17 protein-coding genes are annotated in these 20,722 nt (G+C 36.0%); 8 read left to right on the plus strand and 9 right to left on the minus strand.

Features of this window, described 5'->3' with window-relative positions; genetic code table 11:
* Window positions 1-333 precede the first annotated feature (333 nt).
* Complete coding sequence (locus tag BC781_RS01620; RefSeq protein ID WP_109615502.1) at window positions 334-1,911, plus strand: hypothetical protein; 1,578 nt, start codon at window positions 334-336, stop codon at window positions 1,909-1,911.
* 65 nt (window positions 1,912-1,976) lie between these two features.
* On the opposite strand, the gene BC781_RS01625 is transcribed toward BC781_RS01620, so the two are convergent.
* The 3 genes from BC781_RS01625 to BC781_RS01635 form a co-directional block, all read right to left on the minus strand.
* Window positions 1,977-2,963: a bifunctional heptose 7-phosphate kinase/heptose 1-phosphate adenyltransferase gene (locus BC781_RS01625; protein ID WP_109615503.1), complete on the minus strand. Its 987-nt coding sequence runs from the start codon at window positions 2,961-2,963 to the stop codon at window positions 1,977-1,979.
* 141 nt (window positions 2,964-3,104) lie between these two features.
* Complete coding sequence (locus BC781_RS01630) at window positions 3,105-4,316, minus strand: pyridoxal phosphate-dependent aminotransferase (protein ID WP_109616558.1); 1,212 nt, start codon at window positions 4,314-4,316, stop codon at window positions 3,105-3,107.
* A 123-nt stretch (window positions 4,317-4,439) separates the two neighbouring features.
* On the minus strand, window positions 4,440-4,772 hold the full coding sequence (locus BC781_RS01635) for a hypothetical protein (protein WP_146201592.1): 333 nt from the start codon (window positions 4,770-4,772) through the stop codon (window positions 4,440-4,442).
* A 243-nt stretch (window positions 4,773-5,015) separates the two neighbouring features.
* On the opposite strand from BC781_RS01635, the gene BC781_RS01640 reads away from it, so the two are divergent.
* The 3 genes from BC781_RS01640 to BC781_RS01650 all read left to right on the plus strand — a co-directional run bounded on the left by BC781_RS01640 (window position 5,016) and on the right by BC781_RS01650 (window position 11,066).
* Complete coding sequence (locus BC781_RS01640; protein ID WP_109615505.1) at window positions 5,016-7,064, plus strand: M13 family metallopeptidase; 2,049 nt, start codon at window positions 5,016-5,018, stop codon at window positions 7,062-7,064.
* A 325-nt stretch (window positions 7,065-7,389) separates the two neighbouring features.
* Window positions 7,390-10,128 (plus strand): TonB-dependent receptor, encoded by a 2,739-nt coding sequence (locus tag BC781_RS01645; RefSeq protein WP_109615506.1) that lies wholly within the window; start codon window positions 7,390-7,392, stop codon window positions 10,126-10,128.
* Window positions 10,129-10,259: 131 nt separating this feature from the next.
* The gene (locus BC781_RS01650; protein ID WP_109615507.1) at window positions 10,260-11,066 is read left to right on the plus strand and encodes a hypothetical protein; all 807 of its coding nucleotides are present in this window, start codon (window positions 10,260-10,262) and stop codon (window positions 11,064-11,066) included.
* A 129-nt stretch (window positions 11,067-11,195) separates the two neighbouring features.
* Here BC781_RS01650 and BC781_RS01655 read toward each other — a convergent pair whose 3' ends face one another.
* Complete coding sequence (locus BC781_RS01655; protein WP_109615508.1) at window positions 11,196-11,735, minus strand: dihydrofolate reductase family protein; 540 nt, start codon at window positions 11,733-11,735, stop codon at window positions 11,196-11,198.
* Between the two features lie 185 nt (window positions 11,736-11,920).
* Between BC781_RS01655 and BC781_RS01660 the strand changes: the two genes are divergently transcribed.
* Both BC781_RS01660 and BC781_RS01665 read left to right on the plus strand, forming a co-directional pair.
* On the plus strand, window positions 11,921-12,352 hold the full coding sequence (locus BC781_RS01660) for a MarR family winged helix-turn-helix transcriptional regulator (RefSeq protein WP_109615509.1): 432 nt from the start codon (window positions 11,921-11,923) through the stop codon (window positions 12,350-12,352).
* A gap of 71 nt (window positions 12,353-12,423) precedes the next feature.
* The gene (locus BC781_RS01665; protein ID WP_158281369.1) at window positions 12,424-13,371 is read left to right on the plus strand and encodes an NAD(P)H-dependent oxidoreductase; all 948 of its coding nucleotides are present in this window, start codon (window positions 12,424-12,426) and stop codon (window positions 13,369-13,371) included.
* Between the two features lie 120 nt (window positions 13,372-13,491).
* On the opposite strand, the gene BC781_RS01670 is transcribed toward BC781_RS01665, so the two are convergent.
* The 5 genes from BC781_RS01670 to proS form a co-directional block, all read right to left on the minus strand.
* Window positions 13,492-14,202: a DUF6261 family protein gene (locus tag BC781_RS01670; protein WP_109615511.1), complete on the minus strand. Its 711-nt coding sequence runs from the start codon at window positions 14,200-14,202 to the stop codon at window positions 13,492-13,494.
* A 287-nt stretch (window positions 14,203-14,489) separates the two neighbouring features.
* Window positions 14,490-14,723: a hypothetical protein gene (locus BC781_RS01675; RefSeq protein ID WP_109615512.1), complete on the minus strand. Its 234-nt coding sequence runs from the start codon at window positions 14,721-14,723 to the stop codon at window positions 14,490-14,492.
* A 221-nt stretch (window positions 14,724-14,944) separates the two neighbouring features.
* Window positions 14,945-15,409 carry a hypothetical protein gene (locus tag BC781_RS01680; RefSeq protein WP_146201593.1) on the minus strand — a complete coding sequence of 155 codons (465 nt, stop codon included), beginning with the start codon at window positions 15,407-15,409 and terminating at the stop codon, window positions 14,945-14,947.
* 90 nt (window positions 15,410-15,499) lie between these two features.
* Window positions 15,500-16,132, minus strand: a complete 633-nt coding sequence (locus BC781_RS01685; protein WP_109615514.1) for a NeuD/PglB/VioB family sugar acetyltransferase — start codon at window positions 16,130-16,132, stop codon at window positions 15,500-15,502.
* A gap of 126 nt (window positions 16,133-16,258) precedes the next feature.
* Window positions 16,259-17,734: a proline--tRNA ligase gene (proS, locus tag BC781_RS01690; protein ID WP_109616559.1), complete on the minus strand. Its 1,476-nt coding sequence runs from the start codon at window positions 17,732-17,734 to the stop codon at window positions 16,259-16,261.
* A 261-nt stretch (window positions 17,735-17,995) separates the two neighbouring features.
* On the opposite strand from proS, the gene BC781_RS01695 reads away from it, so the two are divergent.
* Window positions 17,996-19,036 (plus strand): hypothetical protein, encoded by a 1,041-nt coding sequence (locus BC781_RS01695; RefSeq protein WP_109615515.1) that lies wholly within the window; start codon window positions 17,996-17,998, stop codon window positions 19,034-19,036.
* Between the two features lie 83 nt (window positions 19,037-19,119).
* Entirely contained in the window at window positions 19,120-20,709 is a 1,590-nt protein-coding gene (locus BC781_RS01700; protein WP_158281370.1) for an OmpP1/FadL family transporter, read from the plus strand.
* The last annotated feature ends 13 nt before the right edge of the window (window positions 20,710-20,722 follow it).

The raw sequence follows: 20,722 nt of genomic DNA on the forward strand, positions 1-20,722 counted from the left end.
AGCTTAGATTAATTTCTAGCAATTTGAACCTAGATTGAACCTTAATAAATGTGAATCAGTTTTGAGAGTAACTTGGCGAAATAGATACCAAGAGACACAAAAAAATTAGAGACACACTTAGCACCTTGGTACCCCACTCGGGGTTATTAACAAAGCAAACTTAATATTTCAATTACTGTATTCATTTAGCACTCTTATGTTGTTTAATAATTCAGTTTTTGTGGGACACTATGCATATTAGCTAATCGAAAGTAAAATCCTTTTTGTAAAGTATACAACTGTAAACCTTCGTTTACATAGCTATAATCTCAATCCACTTTCTAAATAATTAACATGAACTTCAAACACTTACTATTTGGAGCCATAGCAACACTATGTCTTGGCTTAACAAACGTGCATGCTCAGAAAACTATCCCATCTGAGAATTGTGAAGAATTTTCGGTGACAGTTACCCAAGATTGGGACTGTGAAGGTGAAATCATCAAACTAGATATTCAAGGAGGTAATCCGTACGAGGGTGAAGATTTTGCCTATAAGATTGATTGGTTTAGACACGATGGTCCTGTATTCCCAGAACTTTCAAATAAGGAATGTGCGACTAAGCTCCCTAGAGACCTTTATAGAGTAGTTATCAAGGATAAATTAGGATGTAAGATAGTTTTCTTAGTTCCTGCATTCGAAGGCCCTGAGCGACTAGGCGGTAATGTACATATTGTAGCACAAGATACTATTGGAAGCCCCAATGCAAATCCTGGAACAGGCGTAGCCACAGTAGATATTGTAGGGGGAATGCCATTTGAAGGTACAGGATATGATTATAAGGTAGATTGGTTTATCAAGGGTGGTGACCGTTTAGACCAATTCGCAAATCAGACTACAGCTACCGATCTTGCATTTGGTACTTACCAAGTATTTGTTACGGACGATAATGGATGTTGTTTAAATATGTGTTTCAATATTCTTTGCGTAAACATGGAATGTGAAGAGTTAGTTGGAGCCTTGAACAATGAAGAGATGGTAGAAGAAGAACCAACTACTGATGGTGCAAGAGTTGGTATGATTGATATCTCAAAAGCTATAGGTAGTATGAGTACTGAAGAAGCTTATAAAATTGATTGGTACGGTCCGAATGGAGAACGTATTGATCGTTTAGCTAACTCTATGCGTGCTGAAGACCTTATGGCTGGAGATTATCAAGTGAGTGTAAAATCTAACGACGGATGTCAAGTTGCGGTCATCTATACTGTTCCAAAAATTGAAGTTGACTGTAGTGAACTTGTTGAGAACAGCAGAACAATTACACCATCGGGTGAAGACAAGGCTTGTGGAGCTATCGAACTAGAAGTTTCTGGTGGTACCACTTTCCTTGACAAACCATATGATTATAAAGTTGACTGGTTTGTAAAAGGCGGTGACCGAATTGATCGATTGGCAAATAAATTGAATGGTGATAAACTAGCTCCAGGAACATATCAAATAATGGTCTTCGATTACTACAGATGTTGTTTAACATTAGAAATTGAAGTTCCAGTAGGTGACTCTGAACCAGTAACTACAGTTTCAAACACACCTTCTACTGATAGTGACATTGAAAGTACTGAAGATCAAACTACTGACGAGCCAATATTTGATGAGCCAATCATTCCTGTAAGGTTACTAGAAGTAAATGCATATCCGAACCCAGTAACGTATCAGTCTGGTTGCGAAATGAACCTTAATTTCAATGAGGAAATTCAAGGAGTTATCGAATACTATGTAGCCGGAGTGAAAAGAGGTGAAGAATTAGTAAACGGCTCAAGTCACAGCTGTAATTTGAGTGCTTACGATATAGGTTTGATCCATGTGAAGATCACATCTGATAAAGGAGTTGCTACGGTTTCTTGTATCAATCTCGGTTGTTCAGGAAAATAATTAATTAAGTATTAAGTGTTAAAGAAGTAAGCCCTCTAGCTAATAGTTAGAGGGCTTCTTCTTTTTTAACCTAATATTTTTGTTGCTTCTTCTTCTAATCGATCTTTCTCGATAGGTACAACACCTAAATGTTCACAAACCAAACCTCCTCCAAGGTTAGCTATTTCAGCAACTTTATCAACTGACATTCCTAGTGCCAAACAAGCCGATGCAATACTGATTACTGTATCTCCAGCACCAGACACATCTGCTATTTCTCTACGATGTGCAGGAATATGATATTCATTTTCAAAATCAGTAATATAAACTCCATGCTCTGAAAGAGTAATCATTGCAGAATCCACATTCATTTCATTCTTCAATGCTTTGGTTGCCGATTTTACATCTGCAAGAACATCTGAAGTAGGCTGATAATTTAACCCCTCCATCAACTCTTTCAAATTGGGTTTAAAAAGTGTAGCTCCACCATAAGAAAGAAAGTTTCTTTTCTTTGGATCTACAGTAGTAGGAATATTCTCTTCTTTAGCGAAAGCAATAATTTCTTGAATCAAATTTTCATGAAGAACCCCTTTATCGTAATCCTCAAAAATGATAATATCAATCTTTTTAGAAGCTACAATTTTTTTAAGTTGAGCAATTAAGCTCTCTGATTCTCCATCGGAAATCTGATGACTCATCTCTTGATCAAGCCTTAGCATCTGCTGAGAGCCCGCCAAAATTCTATGTTTAACAGTTGTAATTCTGTCAGCACTCTGAATAATGCCTTCAGAACTCATACCATCTTCCTCCAACAATTGACTTAAGATACGTCCATCCTCATCTTCACCTACTATAGCACAAAGAATAGGGTTTGCTCCAAGTGCTTTAATGTTCCTAGCAACATTAGCGGCTCCTCCAAGTCTATTTTCCCTTTTTTCTGCATTTACAACAGGCACAGGTGCTTCAGGTGAAATTCTACTTACCTTTCCCCACAAATATGAATCGATCATTACATCACCTACGATCAAGACATTCAACTGATTGAAGGCTTCAAAATATTCGCTAACTGTCATAGTTTAGTTCTATTTCTCCTCGTCCAAATCTTACAGTGAGGAGTGACAATAAAAATTCTTATTTCTTTCTAAAAGCCAAAAATAAGAATATCCGTAAAACAACAAGATGTTTTACGGATACATTTGTATTATTCTATATTCTTAAGCAAGTTTTTCTAAAGCCGATTTGATACGACTACAAGCCTCTTTTAGCTCTTCATCAGAAGCAGCAAAAGAAATTCTTAGGCATTTTGGCGCACCAAATGAACCACCATCTACTACTGAAACATGAGCTTCATTCAACAAATACATGGTAAGGTCAACAGAATTCTCAATTTTAGTATCTCCAAAAGATTTTCCGAAGAAAGCACTTACATCTGGAAAAATATAGAATGCCCCTTGTGGTAAATTTGTCTTAATACCATCAATTTCATCCAATAAAGATTTCACTAAATCTCTTCTTCTGAGATAAGCATCTTTCATTTTATTCGTCTCATCCAATGGTCCTGTAACTGCAGTAATTGCTGCTGCTTGAGTGATTGCACAAGTTCCAGAAGTTACTTGACCTTGAATTTTATTACATGCCTTAGCCACTTCTAGAGGAGCAGCAATATAACCTAGTCTCCACCCTGTCATGGCATGACCTTTTGAGAAGCCATTCACAATGATCGTTCTCTCTTTCATCCCCTCGATAGCTGCCATTGAAGCATGCTCTCCTCCAAAGTTGATGTATTCATAAATCTCATCTGAAATCACAAAGATTTCTGGATAATCTTTCAGTACCTCAGCCAAAGCTTCTAATTCTTCCTTCGTGTAAACCGAACCAGTAGGGTTACAAGGAGAAGAATACATGATTGCCTTTGTCTTAGGTGTAATAGCAGCTCTCAATTGCTCTGGAGTCACTTTGAAATCTTTTTCAAGACTACCTTCCACAAGCACAGGTACTCCTTCGGCAAGTTTTACTTGCTCTACATAAGTCACCCAATAAGGTGTAAATACGATAACTTCATCATCTTTATTTACAACACTCAAAAGTACATTAATAAGTGACTGTTTAGCTCCTGTTGACACTACAATGTTTTCCGCTTTGTAGTCCAGACCATTATCTCTCTTTAATTTACTTGCAATTCCTTCTCGAAGGGCAGGATAACCTGGTACTGGAGTATATTTAAAGTGATTGCCTGACTGGATAGCTTCAACTGCGGCATCTTGAATAAATTGAGGTGTTTTAAAATCTGGCTCACCTAAAGTTAGTTTGATAACATCATGCCCTTGTGCTTGAAGTTCTCTAGCTTTTACAGCCATTGCAATTGTTGCAGATTCTGCCAATACATTTAAACGATCAGCTAATTGTGGTGTTGATCCTTGATTCATTTTATGTAGTGTTTCGTTTTTGCCTTTTCCTGAGCTCAAAAATAAAAGGATTTCGTTGATCTCTTCTATTTTTTATGAAAATGAAACACGGATAAGTCAAATTCAACAGAATCCTAACAGGACTTAAATAGGGATTTGATCCGATTTCCTACAGTCTTGATCATCTAAAACAAAAACTAGGTGATGTTTAGATTTAAAGATTTTAGTTTTTACATAATAATCATGCTCGCATGATATCAATCTAATTTTATACCCTGCCTTAGTCAAACTAGTACGAACAGCTGTGCTTGCTTCTATTCTAGAAATCACTTGTTCATCTGTTTTTTCACTCTCTCTTTGAATTTCAATTACGGTTGGAATATATTCTCTGTCTTCATTCACAACTTCTATCAGAACCACTGAATTTGAGGATGAATGATAGAAAAAGGAAAATAATATTATTAGAAGATAGTGCATAGTAAAAGGATTTTTGGCTAATGATGGATTAAAAAGAAGAGAAGTTGATAGTCTAGTACTCTAGTAGGGATATTTGTACGTATTGTTACAAGGCTTTCATAAAATTGCCTTTCTCTAATTTATCGATTATCAACGGCAATAAATATTCATAATCTATGAAAAGATGTCAAAATTATTGTAGATTCGAGCAATTAGCACATGAGTTGAGTTTACACACTTTAACTCTTCGTAAATAACACTTTTATGAAATTTTACTTAAAACCAATTCTAGCCAGTGTCATCTTAGGCGGAGCAATTTCTTGTACTGCTCCTCAAACAGAGGTGAAAACAGATGCTCCCGCATTAGACTTATCTAATATGGACACTACTGTTGCTCCTCAAGAAAACTTTTTCCAATATGTAAACGGAAGTTGGATTGAGAAAACAGAAATTCCAGCAGACAGAGGTCGTTGGGGTAGCTTTGATGGTCTTCGCGACCGCAATGAAGAAATCCTTATCAAGGTCTTGAAAGATGCTATTTCTAGCAATAAACTTAAAGCAGGTAGCGACGAGCAAAAAGCTGCTGATTTCTATGCTTCAGGTATGGATACTGTTGCTATTGAGGAAGCAGGACTTGAACCTTTAATTCCATATTTAGAACAAGTAGAAGGAATCAAGAATTTATCAGACCTTCAAAACTTGATTGCTGAATTCCATACGATTGGAAATGCAGTTTTCTTTGGGGTTGGTGTTTACCAAGACTTGAAGAAAAGTGATGAAATGGCTTTCTACATCGGACAAGCAGGACTTGGACTTCCGAATAAAGATTATTACACGAAGGATGATGATAAATCTGAAGAAATTCGTAAAAAATACCGCAAGTACATCCAAGATGTATTTGTAATGCTCGGGAAGAACGAAACGGAAGCTACTGCCCTTGCGGCTAAAGTTTGGGACATTGAAATGGCACTTGCTGATCAATCATGGAATCCTGTAGAGTTGAGAGACTATGAACGTCAGTACAACCCTATGAGCATTCAAGAAGTACAAGCCTTGACGCCATCTTTCAACTGGACAAGCTACTTGAATGACATTGGTGCACAACCAGAGAAAGCGATTGTAAGCCAAGTTAACTTTGTTACAGCATTGGAAAATGTATTCTCAAATACTTCAATTGAAGATTTGAAAGCATATATGTACTTCCATATTGCAGACAACGGACGTAACTCTCTAAATACGAAGTTCTCAGAACTAGGATTTGATTTCTACGGAAAGACACTAAGAGGTCTTGAAGCAATGAGCCCTCGTTGGAAACGTATTTTGAGATCAACAAACGGTTCAGCAGGTTTTGCATTGGGTAAGCTTTATGTACAAGAAGCCTTCCCTGCCGAAGCTAAAGAGCGTGCAAATACAATGGTTTCTGAAATTAAAGAAGCTTTCAAGAATCGTATCGAGAACCTAGAATGGATGACTGATGAAACAAAAGCGCAAGCATTGAGAAAACTTGCTGCTTTCAATGTAAAAATCGGTTACCCTGACAAATGGGAAACTTATGAAGACCTTGATGTTTCTGGAGATTATATTTACTATAAGAATGTAGTAAACTCAAACAAGTTCGGCTTCAAGAAAAACATGAACGAGCTTGGTAAACCTGTTGATGCTACAAAATGGGGAATGACTCCTCAAACAGTAAATGCATACTATCACCCACTTTACAATGAGATCGTATTCCCTGCAGCAATTCTTCAACCTCCTTTCTTCAACTTCAAGGCAGATGATGCTGTAAACTTTGGTGGTATTGGAGCTGTAATCGGTCACGAAATCACTCATGGTTTTGATGATAATGGCTCTCGTTTTGACGCTGAAGGTAACATGAAAATGTGGTGGACTGATGCAGACCGTCAATCATTTGATGAAAGAGCACAAGTTGTAGTTGAGCAATTCAACGGTTACGAGCCTATCAAAGGATTAAATGTAAATGGTAAACTAACTCTTGGCGAGAACATCGCTGACTTAGGTGGTTTGTCAGTAGCATATGATGCTTTACAAGCTTACTACGCTAAAAATGGTAGACCTGAAGATATCGATGGTTTCACTGCAGAACAAAGATTCTTTATGTCATGGGCTACAATCTGGAGAACAAAGAGCCGTGAAGCTGCTTTGCGTCAACAAATCATGACAGATACACACTCTCCTGGTGAGTACCGTGCAAACGGACCTCTTACAAACATGGATGTTTTTTACAAAGCATTTGATGTGAAAGATGGAGATGCTATGAAGAGACCTTCAAGATTGAAAGCTTCAATCTGGTAATAAATAATTATTCTGATATACAACTGAAAGAGTTGATCATTAAATATGATCAACTCTTTTTTTATTTCATTCCTACACAAAAACTATCGAATACTGAAATCAAAAACAAAGCACACAATTGATTACTATTAAACCTTTAACATAATGAGTGCAAACTTTTAACATGCGCTAACAAAGGCATTTACAGGCAAAAAGGTTCTTCAAATTTAGTTCATAAAAAAACTTCCTAATTCATCTTTAAGTAAAGCTAAGTTGATGTTTTTCAAGCTCACTTACCCTACTTTTGTATCACAACATAACAAACAAGCAAAACATAACTTCACAAATGAAACGTCAACTAAAACTTTATGCTTCAATACTCCTTGTATTGATTATTTTTCCTATGCTTGGGTTTTCCCAAAGTACAGGATCAATAAATGGAAAAATCACAGATAGCGAAGGCAATGTTTTGTCTTATGCAATTGTGAGTATTGAGTCATCAAAGTATGCAACAACTTCAGATATAAATGGAAATTATTCGATTGGTGGTATTCCCGAAGGAAAACACATCTTACAAGTGGCTTACTTAGGCTATAACGACAGCCAAAAAGAGATCGAAGTAATTGCAGGAAAAAATACTAAAACGAACTTCATTCTTGATGAAAATGCAATTGAACTTGAAGGAGCAATTGTGTACGGTGCCGCTACACGTGGACAAGCAAAAGCATTTAATGAGCAAAAAAACTCACTCAGTGTAAAAAATGTCGTTTCATCAGAAGTATTTTCAACCATGCCTGACCGAAATGGAGCTGAATCCTTACAACGTATTCCTGGTATTTCCATTGACCGTAATCGTGGAGAAGGACAAAACATTCAAATTCGTGGAATGGCTTCAGAATACAACCAAGTACAAATGAATGGTACTCCACTTCCTGGTGGCGAAGGAGACCGTGGTGCAGCACTAGATTTCCTAGCCGCTGATCTAATGGAGTCTATTGAAGTCAGAAAAACACTAACACCTGATATGGATGGTGGAGCGATTGGTGGTGCAGTAAACTTCACGCTTAAAGATGCACCAGAAGTATTCACTGTGAAAGCTTTAATATCTGGCGGTAAGAACTTTCATATCGACCCATTCAATGATGGTTGGGGATTAGGACAGCAGAACCACAATATTTATTTGGGAAATCGATTCTTCAATAACAAGCTAGGTGTAATGGTAAATGCGAGTTACTACGAAACAAACCGTGGTACAGTATTGAACGAATACACCATTAACGATGAAGATCAATTAACACGTAAACGTTGGAATGATTATGATGTAAGAAGAGTAAGAGCGGGTGTAAATACAGGATTAGATTACAGATTCAACGATAATCATGTCATCAGAGCTACTTATAATTATAATCATTTTAATGATGACAGACGTAGAGGTCGTACAAACTTTAATTTCAAATATGATGACCTTGGAGATGTTTCTGACTTCTCTGAAGATCGAGAGACACAATCTCGTGCAAAATATACCAAAATGGATATGTACGGAATTGGAGGTGAAAACAAATTCAATAATGGTTTAGAACTAGATTATAAATTCACTCATATCCGTACTCGTGTACAGGAGCCTGATGGAACACAATATTATTTTTCAAGAGATTTAAGTCCTGATGTATTAGCAGGAAGAGATATTTGGGCATTAAGCGGTGAAGATGCTCTTGACCCTAGCAACAAATTGATAGCTGATAAACCTGCTAGAACAGACTTGAAAGAAAATATGGAAATTGACAATTCATTTGTATTAAATGCGGCTTTACCTTTCAATTTCTTGAACCAAAGATCTACCCTTAAAGCAGGTTATAAATATTGGAGTAAAACAAAAGATAACGAAGCTTCAAGATTCTCACACGCAATCTTAGACCCCAACCTTTCTTTAGCCCCAGGTCAGTTTTACAGAAGAGATATGAGATTTACTGATGCTGAATTCGGGCAATATTATGATGTGAATGGCTCAGAAACATATTCGGTAAGAAATCAGAATTACCATGCTAATGAAACCATCAATGCTGCTTATTTGATGTCTGACTTAAACTGGACTTCCAAGTTTACAACCTTAGTCGGTGTTCGTGTAGAACACACTACAAACAGTTATTCTGTAAATGAATATGAGGATGACAATGGAAGTTATATTAGAACTTTGAACGACAAATCATCTTACATAAACGTTCTACCATCCATCAATGCTGTTTACAGAATAGATGATAAAAACAGCATTAAAGCCGCGGCAACAAAAGGTATTTCTCGCCCTTCATTTACCTCACTAATTCCAAGGGAAGTAATTGACGATGAAAACTTATCGATGAGTATTTCAAACCCAGACTTAAAGCCTGTAAATTCAACAAACTTCGATTTGATCTTTGAGCGTTACACTTCAAACATGGGCTATTTTACAGCTGGTGCATTTGCGAAGTTCTTGGATAATCAAATTGTAAGTACTCAAATTTATGAGGAAAGAGAAGATGGAATCTGGACAATCACAAAACCAATGAACGGAGGTGATTCTCACTTATACGGATTTGAGGTTGCCTACAATCACAGCTTCAAAAACTTAGATCTACCATTTGTCAAGTGGATGAACATCATGGCCAACTACACTTTCACTATGTCTCGTCAGACGGTTGATATTTTGGCTGAAGAAGCTGGCAATGGCTTTGAAAAAGGGGAAGTAATTGACAATCGTACAGTGGTAATGGGAAATAGTCCAAGAGATATAGCCAATTTGATTCTTACCTATGACAACCCTAAAAATGGTTTGATGGTATCATTGGCGGGTAACTACAGAGGCCCATTATTAATCTCGACGGATCCTTATGGAAATGAAATGAGAGATATTTATTTCAGTCAACAATTCCATTTAGACCTTTCTGCAAGCTATCAATTCAGTAAGCATTACACCGTATTCACTCAGATGAATAACTTGACAAACCAAATGGAAAAAGAGATGTATGGTCATCCGTATGAAAGCTCAATTCTTCATCAGACTGAACAGTACGGACCAACTTTTACAATGGGTTTAAGAGCTGAATTCTAAAGATTAATGTCTAATCCAATAGGTAAACAACCTCGGATTTGTCCTAACCTAGAAGATTCTAAGCCCTACTTATAGTAGGGCTATAGATTCAAAATCAACCTTTTTTGAATCCTTTAAAGTATTCGTTCAACATGAATAAGTACCTACAATTTATCGGAATCCTTGTCTTTCAATTTATGTCTTTAGCTAGTTCCGCTCAACAAAATCAAGAGATAAAAAGGTATAATGCTCCTGATGCCCGACAAGCTGTAGCCGCAGACAAAGAACATATTTATGTCATCAACAATCATAAAATTGTAAAAAGGCTAAAATCAGATGGAAGCATCGTGAAAATATGGGAAGATGAAAGACTTCATCATATGAACAGTGGGATTATTTTTGAGGGCAAACTGTATTGTGCACATTCAAATTACCCCAACATCCCAATGTCTAGCTCAATTGAAATTTTTGATACGGAAACGTTAGAGCATATTGGTTCTCACAGCTTCGGAATAGCTTATGGTTCTGCCACTTGGATTGATCAAAAAGATGGTGAATGGTATGTGATGTTTGCTCACTATGATAAAGACTCAAACCGCCAAACCAATAGAGATGTTTGTTGGACTCAATTTGTAAAATTTGATCAAGACTGGAAACGCAAAGGAGGATGGGTTTTACCTAAAGAGTTATCTGAAAAAACGACTCCTTACAGTATTTCGGGGGGCGTCTTTGCAGAAAATGGGAAGCTAATTACTACACACCACCATTTTAAAGAACTTTACATTCTATCCTTTCCAGAAATGAGTTCTGAAATGAAGTGGGAAAAAACAATTGAATCACCTATTCGAGGTCAGGGAATTGCATTTGATACGCACGAAAAAAACATTCTTTGGGGAATTGATAAAACTTCAAAAGAGGTAATCAAAACAAAATTTATTTGGGACGAAAACTTGAACTAACTAAAAGATATTTAAGAGCAACATTTTTAAAAAAGTCCCAACTAATTATAGATGAATAAGATTTAGATTACGATTGGAAAACGGTATTGAATATTTCGATACCGTTTTTATTTTACTTACAGAATTCTTTTAAGAAGTTTTCTTTCTGTAGTTCAAATTCACCACGCCGTTATCATAGCACTTCGTATCAATCAGCTCAAATTGTGTTTCTTTAGGCTTCCCTGGAAATAACGGTATTCCTTCTCCCAACAAAATCGGAATTAGACTGATCGTCATTTCATCAATCAAATCATCATTTAAAAAAGCGGTAATAAGCTGCCCTCCTCCTACTAGCCAAATATCGTTCTCTTCTTCCTCCTTCAAGGTTTTGATCAATTTTGTAAGCTGTCCTGTAAAAATGCTCGTATTTGCAGTTTTTACTTTATAATTCTCATTGAAACTAAAAATATAAGACTTGGAATCACTGTAAGGCCAATCTACTCCATAGCTCAAAATTTCATCATAGGTTTTACGCCCCATAATTACCGAACCTATCTGACTATAGAATTCTTGATAACCATAATCGGACTTTTCTGGATTTTCCATTGCGTAAAGCCAATCCAATGAACCACTTTTTCTTGCTATATATCCATCCAGCGTACTTGCTATCCAAAGTCTAACTTGTCTCATTTTTATATCTTGATTTGAAATTTGTTGTATTTAGGATAACCTTTTCAAAAACAAATAAGATCATAAACTAAAAATAATACAGAAGTTCCTTGAAAAGGATGAAGTATATATTTGCAATTATTTTAATTAAATACTTGTATGTACAAACATATTTATTCACCTTTGTATCGCAAAATCAAAACAACATGAGTAAAACAAGAGAATCATACGAAGAACATTGCCTCTATTTTTCAACCAATACATTGGTTCGTCAAATTAATAAAATGGCAGATGAAGCTTTTGCCACAACTGGCCTAGCTCCTTCTTATGCCTACTTGATTTTACACCTTACCGATGAACCTGGTTTATCACAAAATGAATTATGTGATAGAATGCAATTGACTCCTTCTACCATGACCAGATTCATTGATAAACTTGTATTGAAAGGTTTAGCACGAAGAGAACAAGAAGGTAGAACGGTTTACATCTATCCAACAGATAAAGCTGAAGAAACAAAAGTTAGTGTAAAGAATGCATTAAAAATACTCTACAATAGATATAATGAAGTTTTAGGAAAAGAATTAGCCGACCGTCTTACCCAAGATATTCATAAAGCTAATTTGACGCTAAAAAACTAAATAATACGAAGGTTCATTGAACCTTTTTTTAAAAGATATTAATTTGTATGTACAAACAAAATAAAGAAGTGATGAAAAAAGTAACTGTAGTACTTGCCCACGATAATTTTGAAAATTCAATAGCCAATCAGACAATCATTAAAGAGCTAAAGGAAGTTGATCAACTAGAAATTAGAAATATTTACGAGTTATACTCCGACTATAAAATAGATGTAGAAGCTGAACAAAAAGCTTTGATAGATACTGATATTATTATTTTCCAATTTCCATTTTACTGGTACAGTGCTCCTGCTATCTTAAAAGCTTATATAGATCAAGTTTTTGCATTCAACTTTGCGTATGGCCCTGAAGGAAATAAGTTAGAGGGAAAAGAATTTTTAATCAGTACTACAATTGGTGGCCCTGCCGAAGCTTATACGCCAACAGGTTATAACCACTTCCGTATTGAACAATTGCTTTTACCGTTTGAGCAAACAGCTTATTTAGCAAAAATGAACTACCATCAACCTATTTATGAGCACAGGATGGTATATGTCCCTGGAGTTTACAATACAAAAGAATCAGTTGAAAATAATGCGATTCGTCAAGCTGAAAGATTAAAAGAACAAATAAATAATTTCAGACAAGAAGAAATTGAAATGAATACGCTTATCCATGAGTTTGTAGCTGAATGGTTTGGCAACTTTGATAAACTTGCGGAAAATGGATTCTTCATTAATCACTTAGATGGAAAAGTAATTTTCAAATTCCCTGAGGGTGAATATGAAGGACATGCAGGTTTTGCAAATTGGTATGATTCCATTAAGGAAACTATCAAAGCTGATAACAAACATATGGTTGAAATTAAGTCGATTAAAAGAGATGGCGGATTCTACCGTGTGGCATTAGAAGTAGAAATAGATGCAGAGACCAATTCAGGAGAAGCACTAAAAATGAAAGTAAAAGAAGATTGGAAACTTACCATCGGACAAGATAAGCATATACATCTACATGAATATTTTGTAGAAAAAATAGGTTAATCACTTACTTACCTATCGTAAAAAAGAAGCCCATCATTGAAGAGTTTTCATGATGGGCATTATTTATATTAGTGTTACTTGAGTATGCATAGAATGTTGTTGAGATGATTGCTTACATTCTTATTTCGAATTAAGGTTTGAAATCATCAAAGTATTATACTCAGAATTTAGGATACTGATATCTTTATTCAAGTCCTTCATTTCATCTGAGGGATAAATGAATTTCATAACCTCAATCCCGTTTATAAGCAATTGTTGCTTTTCCAATACCTGTTTTTTGATTTGTTCTGGAGTTATTGAACTTAGATCACTATTCTTACCTGACGCTTCCTCTACTAAATTTTCATACGCAGCTTGTGCTAATTTCAGATCTTGGAGCATTGAGCTAAAACCCAAGGAAACTACAGCTAAGGATAAAGGTTCATTATCCAAATCATGGAAAAAAGACTGCATAATTTCTGATTGAGAATTCTCATTATTATTTGAAAGAGATTTCTCATAAACACGAATGGACTGAACTACTTGATTAACTTCTTCATTAAATTCTCCCTTCAATTTAAGTTCTTCCAATTCAGCAGCTTTCTGTAAAATTTGGAATCGGCAATCTCTCACTTGTTCGGCTTCCTCCAACTGCTTAAAAAGAAGTGAAGCTGAAGACTGATTGATACTTTCAAAGTCAGCAAACTGCTCTAAAAGTTGATCATAGAAAAAGCTTAATTGATGAACTTCTACATCAAATTCACTGAAAAGCCTAAGAAAATCTTGAATATATAGAGTTGTAAGACGGGTAGTAAGATAAGGGTAAAGTAAAGGCTCAATTTTAGGTAACATGTGTAGTGGATTAAATTAAAAAATATGGATTTTGATATACTTAAAGTAAAACCTTAGTATATGTATTCCAAGTATTTAAAGCCTTTTCCAATATTAAATTTTAAATCAGAATGGAAAATCTCGTGATTAGAATTGGATTGATTTGAATTGAGTAAAGAGAAGAAAAAAGGAAAAAATGAGCATTAGAAAAGTAGAAAGATCCCTACACGATCATCCCTCATACAAGTCAATTTTCAATACTCCTAAAAAATCACCACCATATTTTTAATACGATTACCGCTATTTTTTTAGAAGCGAGTACCTATCCCTTGGGAATGTAGTACTTCTCTACATCTGTATTTCGTTGCATTTTCCATGTCTGAAACGTAATGCAGATGATTCTTTTTGGACTCATAAACTTTCAACTTGCCCAAAGAAGCAATGTTTTCACAATCGTTAGGTATTTGTTTTACTTTTGACAAGTTTTTTACATTAAGATAAGTATCAATGTTTACCAAGTCGATTATTTTTTCGATAGTCATAAGAGTAATATTTCGTAAGTCGTTGATTAACAATACAAAGGTAGCAGGTCTGAAGACTCAATTTCTTACAGAAATCCGAATAAAATTTATATAAATCAGACAAAACCACCTCTTTTACTCTCTCAACATCAATTACTTAGCTTTTATTTCAATGAACTTTACAAAAACCATAAATAAAAAGCCTATTTCCTTAAAATCAGGAAATAGGCTTCTTATTTTATTTATACCTTATCTTTTGGCTTCGGATATTGTCTTTGCTTTTTGAATTTTTTGGTAAGATAGTTATGGATTTTGCCATAACCACTATCCTCTTGGTTTGACAATTTAACGATATCTCCACCTTTAAACAGGATAGTCATTTCTTTAAATGTCATACCATTTGTTTCTATCTGATCTTCTTGCCAAGCAAAAAGTTGCTCCTTCATATCCATTTCAGATTTTCTGAACCTTAATGGATAATTGACTTTCATTTTACCCCGATCAACACTCACTAATTTGATTCGGAACATCAGCATGACCAAAACCACAACCGCTACAACTACCGAAATAACAAGTGAAACGATATGAAACCAACTCGCTCCATTCTCAGAGGCATTGTGATTTGTATATATAATTCCTCCAATGAGTAAGACAAAGAAGGCTGTTAAGGCAAACACAGTATTTCCCTTAGGCTTTGATTGTATCATAGCTTCAAGATTACTAAATGAAAAAAGTATATAAATAGATACAAAAAAAGACATGAAGAGGTTTAGATTCTCTACATGTCTTTATCATGTTTAGACTACTTGAGCTGGAGAACCAAATACTGTTGTATTATCTTCTACATCTTGTAAAACAAGTGAATTAGGACCAACTTGCGCTCCTTTTCCAATTTTTACTCCTCTTGAAATAATTGCTCCTGCACCAATCACAGCACCTTCGCCTACAACTACTCCAGTCTGAAGAACTGCTCTTGCTCCAATCTGTACAAAATCTCCAAGTTCAACATCTGCTTCAAGTACTACTCCTGCATTCAAAATACAGTGGTTTGGCACTTTAGACTCTGCTCCTACTACAGCTCCAGCATTAACCATGTTTCCGTGACCAAGAAATGCCATTGATGAAACACTCGCATCTTTATGTACTGCATTTACAGGCATTACTTTTCTGCGGTCATTCAACATCGTCACGATTGCCTTACGCTGTTTAGGATCTTCGATAGCTACAAAAGCCTCAGCCTTCTTTCCGATATACTTCAAGAAACCATCGTCATTTGTTTTTCCTAAAATACTCACCTCTCCAACTGTAAGACCATGCGTTTCTTTGTCATCGTCCAACATACCGAAGATCAAAACATCTTGGCTATTGAAAATATCTAAGGCTACTTTACCTAAGCCTGTTGCCCCAAAAATGATTACAGGATTTTCCATTTTATCTATGTATAAAGTCTATAGAATGCTCTTATACGATGTTATCCACATCTATGTTTAAACAAAAAAATTGGCGAGGTGGTACAAATGTACCTTCCCGCCAATTTTATATGTATAAAAAAGGTATTAGTATGCTTTCGCAAACAATACTCTTTTTGTTGAAGGCTTACCAGTTTTTATACAAACACCTTCTTCATCTTTTGCATCTAAAGGAATACAACGGATCGTTGCTTTCGTTTCTTCTTTGATCAACTCTTCTGTTTCAGCAGTACCATCCCAGTGAGCAGAAATAAATCCACCTTTTGTTTCAAGCACTTCTTTGAACTCTTCGTAGCTATTTACTTCAGTGATGTTATCAGCTCTGAAGTCTGATGCTTTTTTGTAGATGTTCTCTTGAATTTCATCAAGAAGATTAGTGATCACTTCTTCCATCACCTCTACTTTGTAAGAAGATTTCTCTTTTGTATCTCTACGAGCGATCTCAACCAATCCTTGCTCCAAGTCACGGTGTCCCATTGTTACACGAACAGGAACTCCTTTCATTTCCCAATCAGCAAATTTGAAACCAGGACGTACGGTATCACGGTCATCAAATTTTACTGAAATACCTTTCGCTTGAAGTGCATCTTTCAATGCATTTGCTTTCTCTGAAATTGCAGCTAATTGGTCATCTCCTTTGTAGATTGGTACAATCACCACTTGGATTGGAGCCAATTTTGGAGGAAGAACAAGTCCTTCATCATCTGAGTGAGACATGATCAATGCACCCATCAAACGTGTAGAAACACCCCATGAAGTACCCCAAACGTGCTCTAACTCGTTGTTTTGGTTTGAGAAAGTTACATCAAATGCTTTCGCAAAGTTTTGTCCCAAGAAGTGAGACGTACCTGCCTGAAGTGCTTTACCATCTTGCATCAAAGCCTCGATACAATAAGTTTCTTCAGCTCCAGCAAAACGCTCAGACTCTGTTTTCAAACCTCTTACTACAGGAACCCCCATAAACTGCTCAGCAAATGTTGCGTAAACTTCCATCATTTGCTCTGTTTCTTGGATAGCCTCAGCCTTTGTTGCGTGCGCCGTGTGACCTTCTTGCCATAAGAACTCCGCTGTACGCAAGAAAATACGCGTACGCATTTCCCAACGAACAACGTTTGCCCATTGGTTCACCAACAATGGTAAGTCTCTGTATGATTGAATCCAGTTTTTATAAGTAGACCAGATCACTGTTTCAGAAGTTGGCCTTACGATCAACTCTTCTTCCAATTTTGCATCAGGATCAACTACTACACCGCTTCCGTCTTCAGCATTCTTCAAACGGTAGTGTGTAACTACTGCACATTCTTTTGCAAAACCTTCTACGTGATCCGCTTCTTTACTCAAATAAGATTTGGGAATGAACAACGGAAAGTATGCATTAGAGTGTCCAGTATCTTTGAACATCTTATCCAATGTCTGTTGCATTTTTTCCCAGATAGCGAAACCGTAGGGTTTAACAACCATACACCCTCTAACTGCAGAATTTTCAGCCAAATCGGCTTTCTTTACAAGCTCGTTATACCAAGCCGAAAAATCTTCGCTTCTTTTTGGTAGCCCTTTTGCCATACTTCCCGAATAATTTATCTTAAAATTGTTAAAACCAATGTTGAAACTTTCAATATGATTATCTTTAGAGAAAGGATAAACCAATTCTCCAAAGGTCACAAATATAACAGCTTTTTCTCATAGTACACCTTAGAAAAGCTTTTATCATTCAATTAACATTAAAAACTATCAGAAAGGATACTTTTTGTGTTTGATACTGCGTATTTTGTGAACAAATGGAGAAATATTAGTTCTCTATTTACACTAAAACCTTATCGAAGTATGCGCCTTAGATATCTATTTACCTTCATTCTATCAATCTTATCTTTTGGGGTATTTGCTCAAGAGTTTGATGACTTATATTTCTTTGAAGAAGATAAAATAACTGAGAACAAAACTCCTGTTACGCAACCTTCTTCATTGGAAGAACCTAAGTTTGACAGTCAATCATATTTTACTCCTAGTGTATCAACCACTCAGTTTGACACACAAATGGAACAGGCCTTAAGCGAGCAATATATCAATGCTGATAGACTTGCCCAATTAATGAACGAAAACCCTGATAGCACTACTACAACCAATGAAGGTGCTATTCAAGAAAAATATACAAAACGTACAACTCCAAGATTTAGAAGTAGTATGACAATGGGAGTTAATTCTCCATTTAGCCCATACAACAGAACATGGGGCTGGTTCTATGATGGTTTTACCATGACTGGCTATGACATGTGGGGACGTACGATCCAATATGACCCGTGGTCTCAAATGGTATATGTTTACGATCCTATGAATGGAAATATCCCTGAAGTTTATTCAGCTTGGAACGTAGGTATGAGCATGAGAGCCAGATGGGGGTATTCGCCTTACGGATTTGGCTTCAATGGTGGATTTGGCTACAACCCTTATGCTTGGGGTTGGGGTGGAGGCTTCGGATGGGGAGGTTTTGGTCACCCATATGGCCCTTACGGATTTGGCAATCCTTACATGTGGGCAGGAAACCCATTTATTTACCCTCCTTATGGCGGTGTTTACCAAAGACCTATTCGCGTAGAAAGACCTTCTCCTAGAGTTATTGCAACAAGACGTCAATCAAATTTAAATGCATCAAAGTATCCTGCAAAAGTAAGAAGCGAACTATACCGCCAAAATACAGCGACAAATCAAGCCACTCGTCAAAATAGAGAGATGCATAACCGAAGAATTGGGCAAAACAATACAAACAACCAATTCAACAATAATTCTAATTATAGATCAAATACCTACAAGGCTCCGAGTTCAACAAGAACTAGTAGTTCTTCAATGCCTTCTAGACGTAGAAGATAATTGTAATAGTTTATATCTATTTAGAGTTTAATTCTTTCTATATCGAAAGTTTCTCAAATTCAGCTATGACAACACTTGATAAAATGAAAAATAAACAAACAATATTCTTTTTTTTACTACTGCTCCCTTTTTCTGCATTAGCTCAAATCGAACCTATTGGCTTCTACAAGGATGCTGTTCGATTTTCTAAGAATGAACTTGGAGGAGATGCAAGAATTCAAGCTTTAGGTGGTTCTGGAATTTCTCTAGGAGGAAATATGTCTAATGCTTATTTGAATCCTGCAGGTTTAGCATTTTACCGAAAAAGTGAAATGAGTATTACAGGTGTTGTTTCTATAAATCAAACAACAGCTACCAATAACACTGACTTTAGCACTGAAAAAAATACAAATTTCAATCTCCCTCAATTCGGTTTTGTAATAAAAGGTGAGTCAAAAGGAGCTTTTTCTATAAGTTTCAATCAACTTCAGAACTTTAATAATACAACATCATATTTTGGAAGGAATGATGGATTAAGCTCAATTACTAAGGAGTTTACTGAAGCAAATTATGGTTATTACGCTCCAGACCCTAATTGGATTTTTTCACCAGCTGAAGCCGCATATCAATTAGGTTTAGTAAGAGCTGTCGATCCTTCAGACCCTGATAATTACGATTATTACAACCTTGTAAATACGGCTCCAGATAGTCGAAGTGGATATATCGAAACAAGAGGAGGACATTATCAATTCGACGTGGGTTATGGTGAACAAATCAATAATCAATTGTCTTGGGGTGTTTCAGTTGGGATTCCTTATTTCAACTACAACATGACAAGATATTATGAGGAAAATCAAAGTAGAAACTACTACGTAATAAATGGAGTTGAAAAAGATTTACCTACTCCTGAATATATTGGTTTAAATGAGAGTATTCGTAGCGAAAGTATTGGTATCAATGCTAAACTAGGTTTGATTTACAAACAATCTGATCGACTTAGACTAGGGTTTACATTTGAAACACCTACTTTTTATAGAGTTACAGATCAAAGCAGCTTTCGCTTAGCTACACAATGGGATACAAATTCATTCGATGAAAAATCTTTTGTACAGGACTTCTTAGGAGTTACACCTAATGATAGCCATACAGGTGCTGTCACATCAGGTACAGAAAGCAGTGTATATCCTCTTCAGACAAGTTACAACCTCCGAACACCTATGAAAGCTAGTATTGGTGCTTCTTATTTCTTCGGAAAATCTGGTTTCATAACTTTTGATGCCGAATATGTAGCTTACAATCAAATGAAAATCTCTAATGGCTATGATGTAACCTTTGATTCTGATGTAGACTTCATTGCCGACAATGATATTTTATCTGAAGAACATAAGGGTAGAGTGAATATCAGAACTGGTGCAGAATACAGGTTAAATAAAAACTTTTATCTAAGAGGTGGATATGCTTATTATCCAGACCCAACAGAAGCGGAGTATAGAGATGTTGATCAGTCGACACAATATATTACGGGTGGTCTAGGGTATAGAAATGCTAACTTTTTCATTGATTTCGCATTTATCAATACGCAATCAAATTCAAGTTATCAGCCTTTCCAACTTTACGCACCAGACCCAGTACCTGTGTATGATATAGATAACAATACTAATCAAGTAGTTTTCACCTTAGGGAAAAGTTTCTAAGAATTAGTATTCC

Source organism: Sediminitomix flava (assembly GCF_003149185.1).
GTDB classification, from domain to species: Bacteria; Bacteroidota; Bacteroidia; order Cytophagales; family Flammeovirgaceae; genus Sediminitomix; species Sediminitomix flava.

Bases quoted from the DNA above. Each gene is read 5' to 3' on its own strand.
- BC781_RS01640 (WP_109615505.1), top strand. From the start codon at position 5,016: ATGAAATTTTACTTAAAACCAATTCTAGCCAGTGTCATCTTAGGCGGA.
- BC781_RS01695 (WP_109615515.1), top strand. From the start codon at position 17,996: ATGCGCCTTAGATATCTATTTACCTTCATTCTATCAATCTTATCTTTT.
- BC781_RS01650 (WP_109615507.1), top strand. From the start codon at position 10,260: ATGAATAAGTACCTACAATTTATCGGAATCCTTGTCTTTCAATTTATG.
- BC781_RS01625 (WP_109615503.1), bottom strand. From the start codon at position 2,963: ATGACAGTTAGCGAATATTTTGAAGCCTTCAATCAGTTGAATGTCTTG.
- BC781_RS01630 (WP_109616558.1), bottom strand. From the start codon at position 4,316: ATGAATCAAGGATCAACACCACAATTAGCTGATCGTTTAAATGTATTG.
- BC781_RS01635 (WP_146201592.1), bottom strand. From the start codon at position 4,772: ATGCACTATCTTCTAATAATATTATTTTCCTTTTTCTATCATTCATCC.
- BC781_RS01700 (WP_158281370.1), top strand. From the start codon at position 19,120: ATGAAAAATAAACAAACAATATTCTTTTTTTTACTACTGCTCCCTTTT.
- BC781_RS01645 (WP_109615506.1), top strand. From the start codon at position 7,390: ATGAAACGTCAACTAAAACTTTATGCTTCAATACTCCTTGTATTGATT.
- BC781_RS01680 (WP_146201593.1), bottom strand. From the start codon at position 15,409: ATGATACAATCAAAGCCTAAGGGAAATACTGTGTTTGCCTTAACAGCC.
- BC781_RS01660 (WP_109615509.1), top strand. From the start codon at position 11,921: ATGAGTAAAACAAGAGAATCATACGAAGAACATTGCCTCTATTTTTCA.
- BC781_RS01655 (WP_109615508.1), bottom strand. From the start codon at position 11,735: ATGAGACAAGTTAGACTTTGGATAGCAAGTACGCTGGATGGATATATA.
- BC781_RS01670 (WP_109615511.1), bottom strand. From the start codon at position 14,202: ATGTTACCTAAAATTGAGCCTTTACTTTACCCTTATCTTACTACCCGT.
- BC781_RS01665 (WP_158281369.1), top strand. From the start codon at position 12,424: ATGAAAAAAGTAACTGTAGTACTTGCCCACGATAATTTTGAAAATTCA.
- proS (WP_109616559.1), bottom strand. From the start codon at position 17,734: ATGGCAAAAGGGCTACCAAAAAGAAGCGAAGATTTTTCGGCTTGGTAT.
- BC781_RS01620 (WP_109615502.1), top strand. From the start codon at position 334: ATGAACTTCAAACACTTACTATTTGGAGCCATAGCAACACTATGTCTT.
- BC781_RS01685 (WP_109615514.1), bottom strand. From the start codon at position 16,132: ATGGAAAATCCTGTAATCATTTTTGGGGCAACAGGCTTAGGTAAAGTA.
- BC781_RS01675 (WP_109615512.1), bottom strand. From the start codon at position 14,723: ATGACTATCGAAAAAATAATCGACTTGGTAAACATTGATACTTATCTT.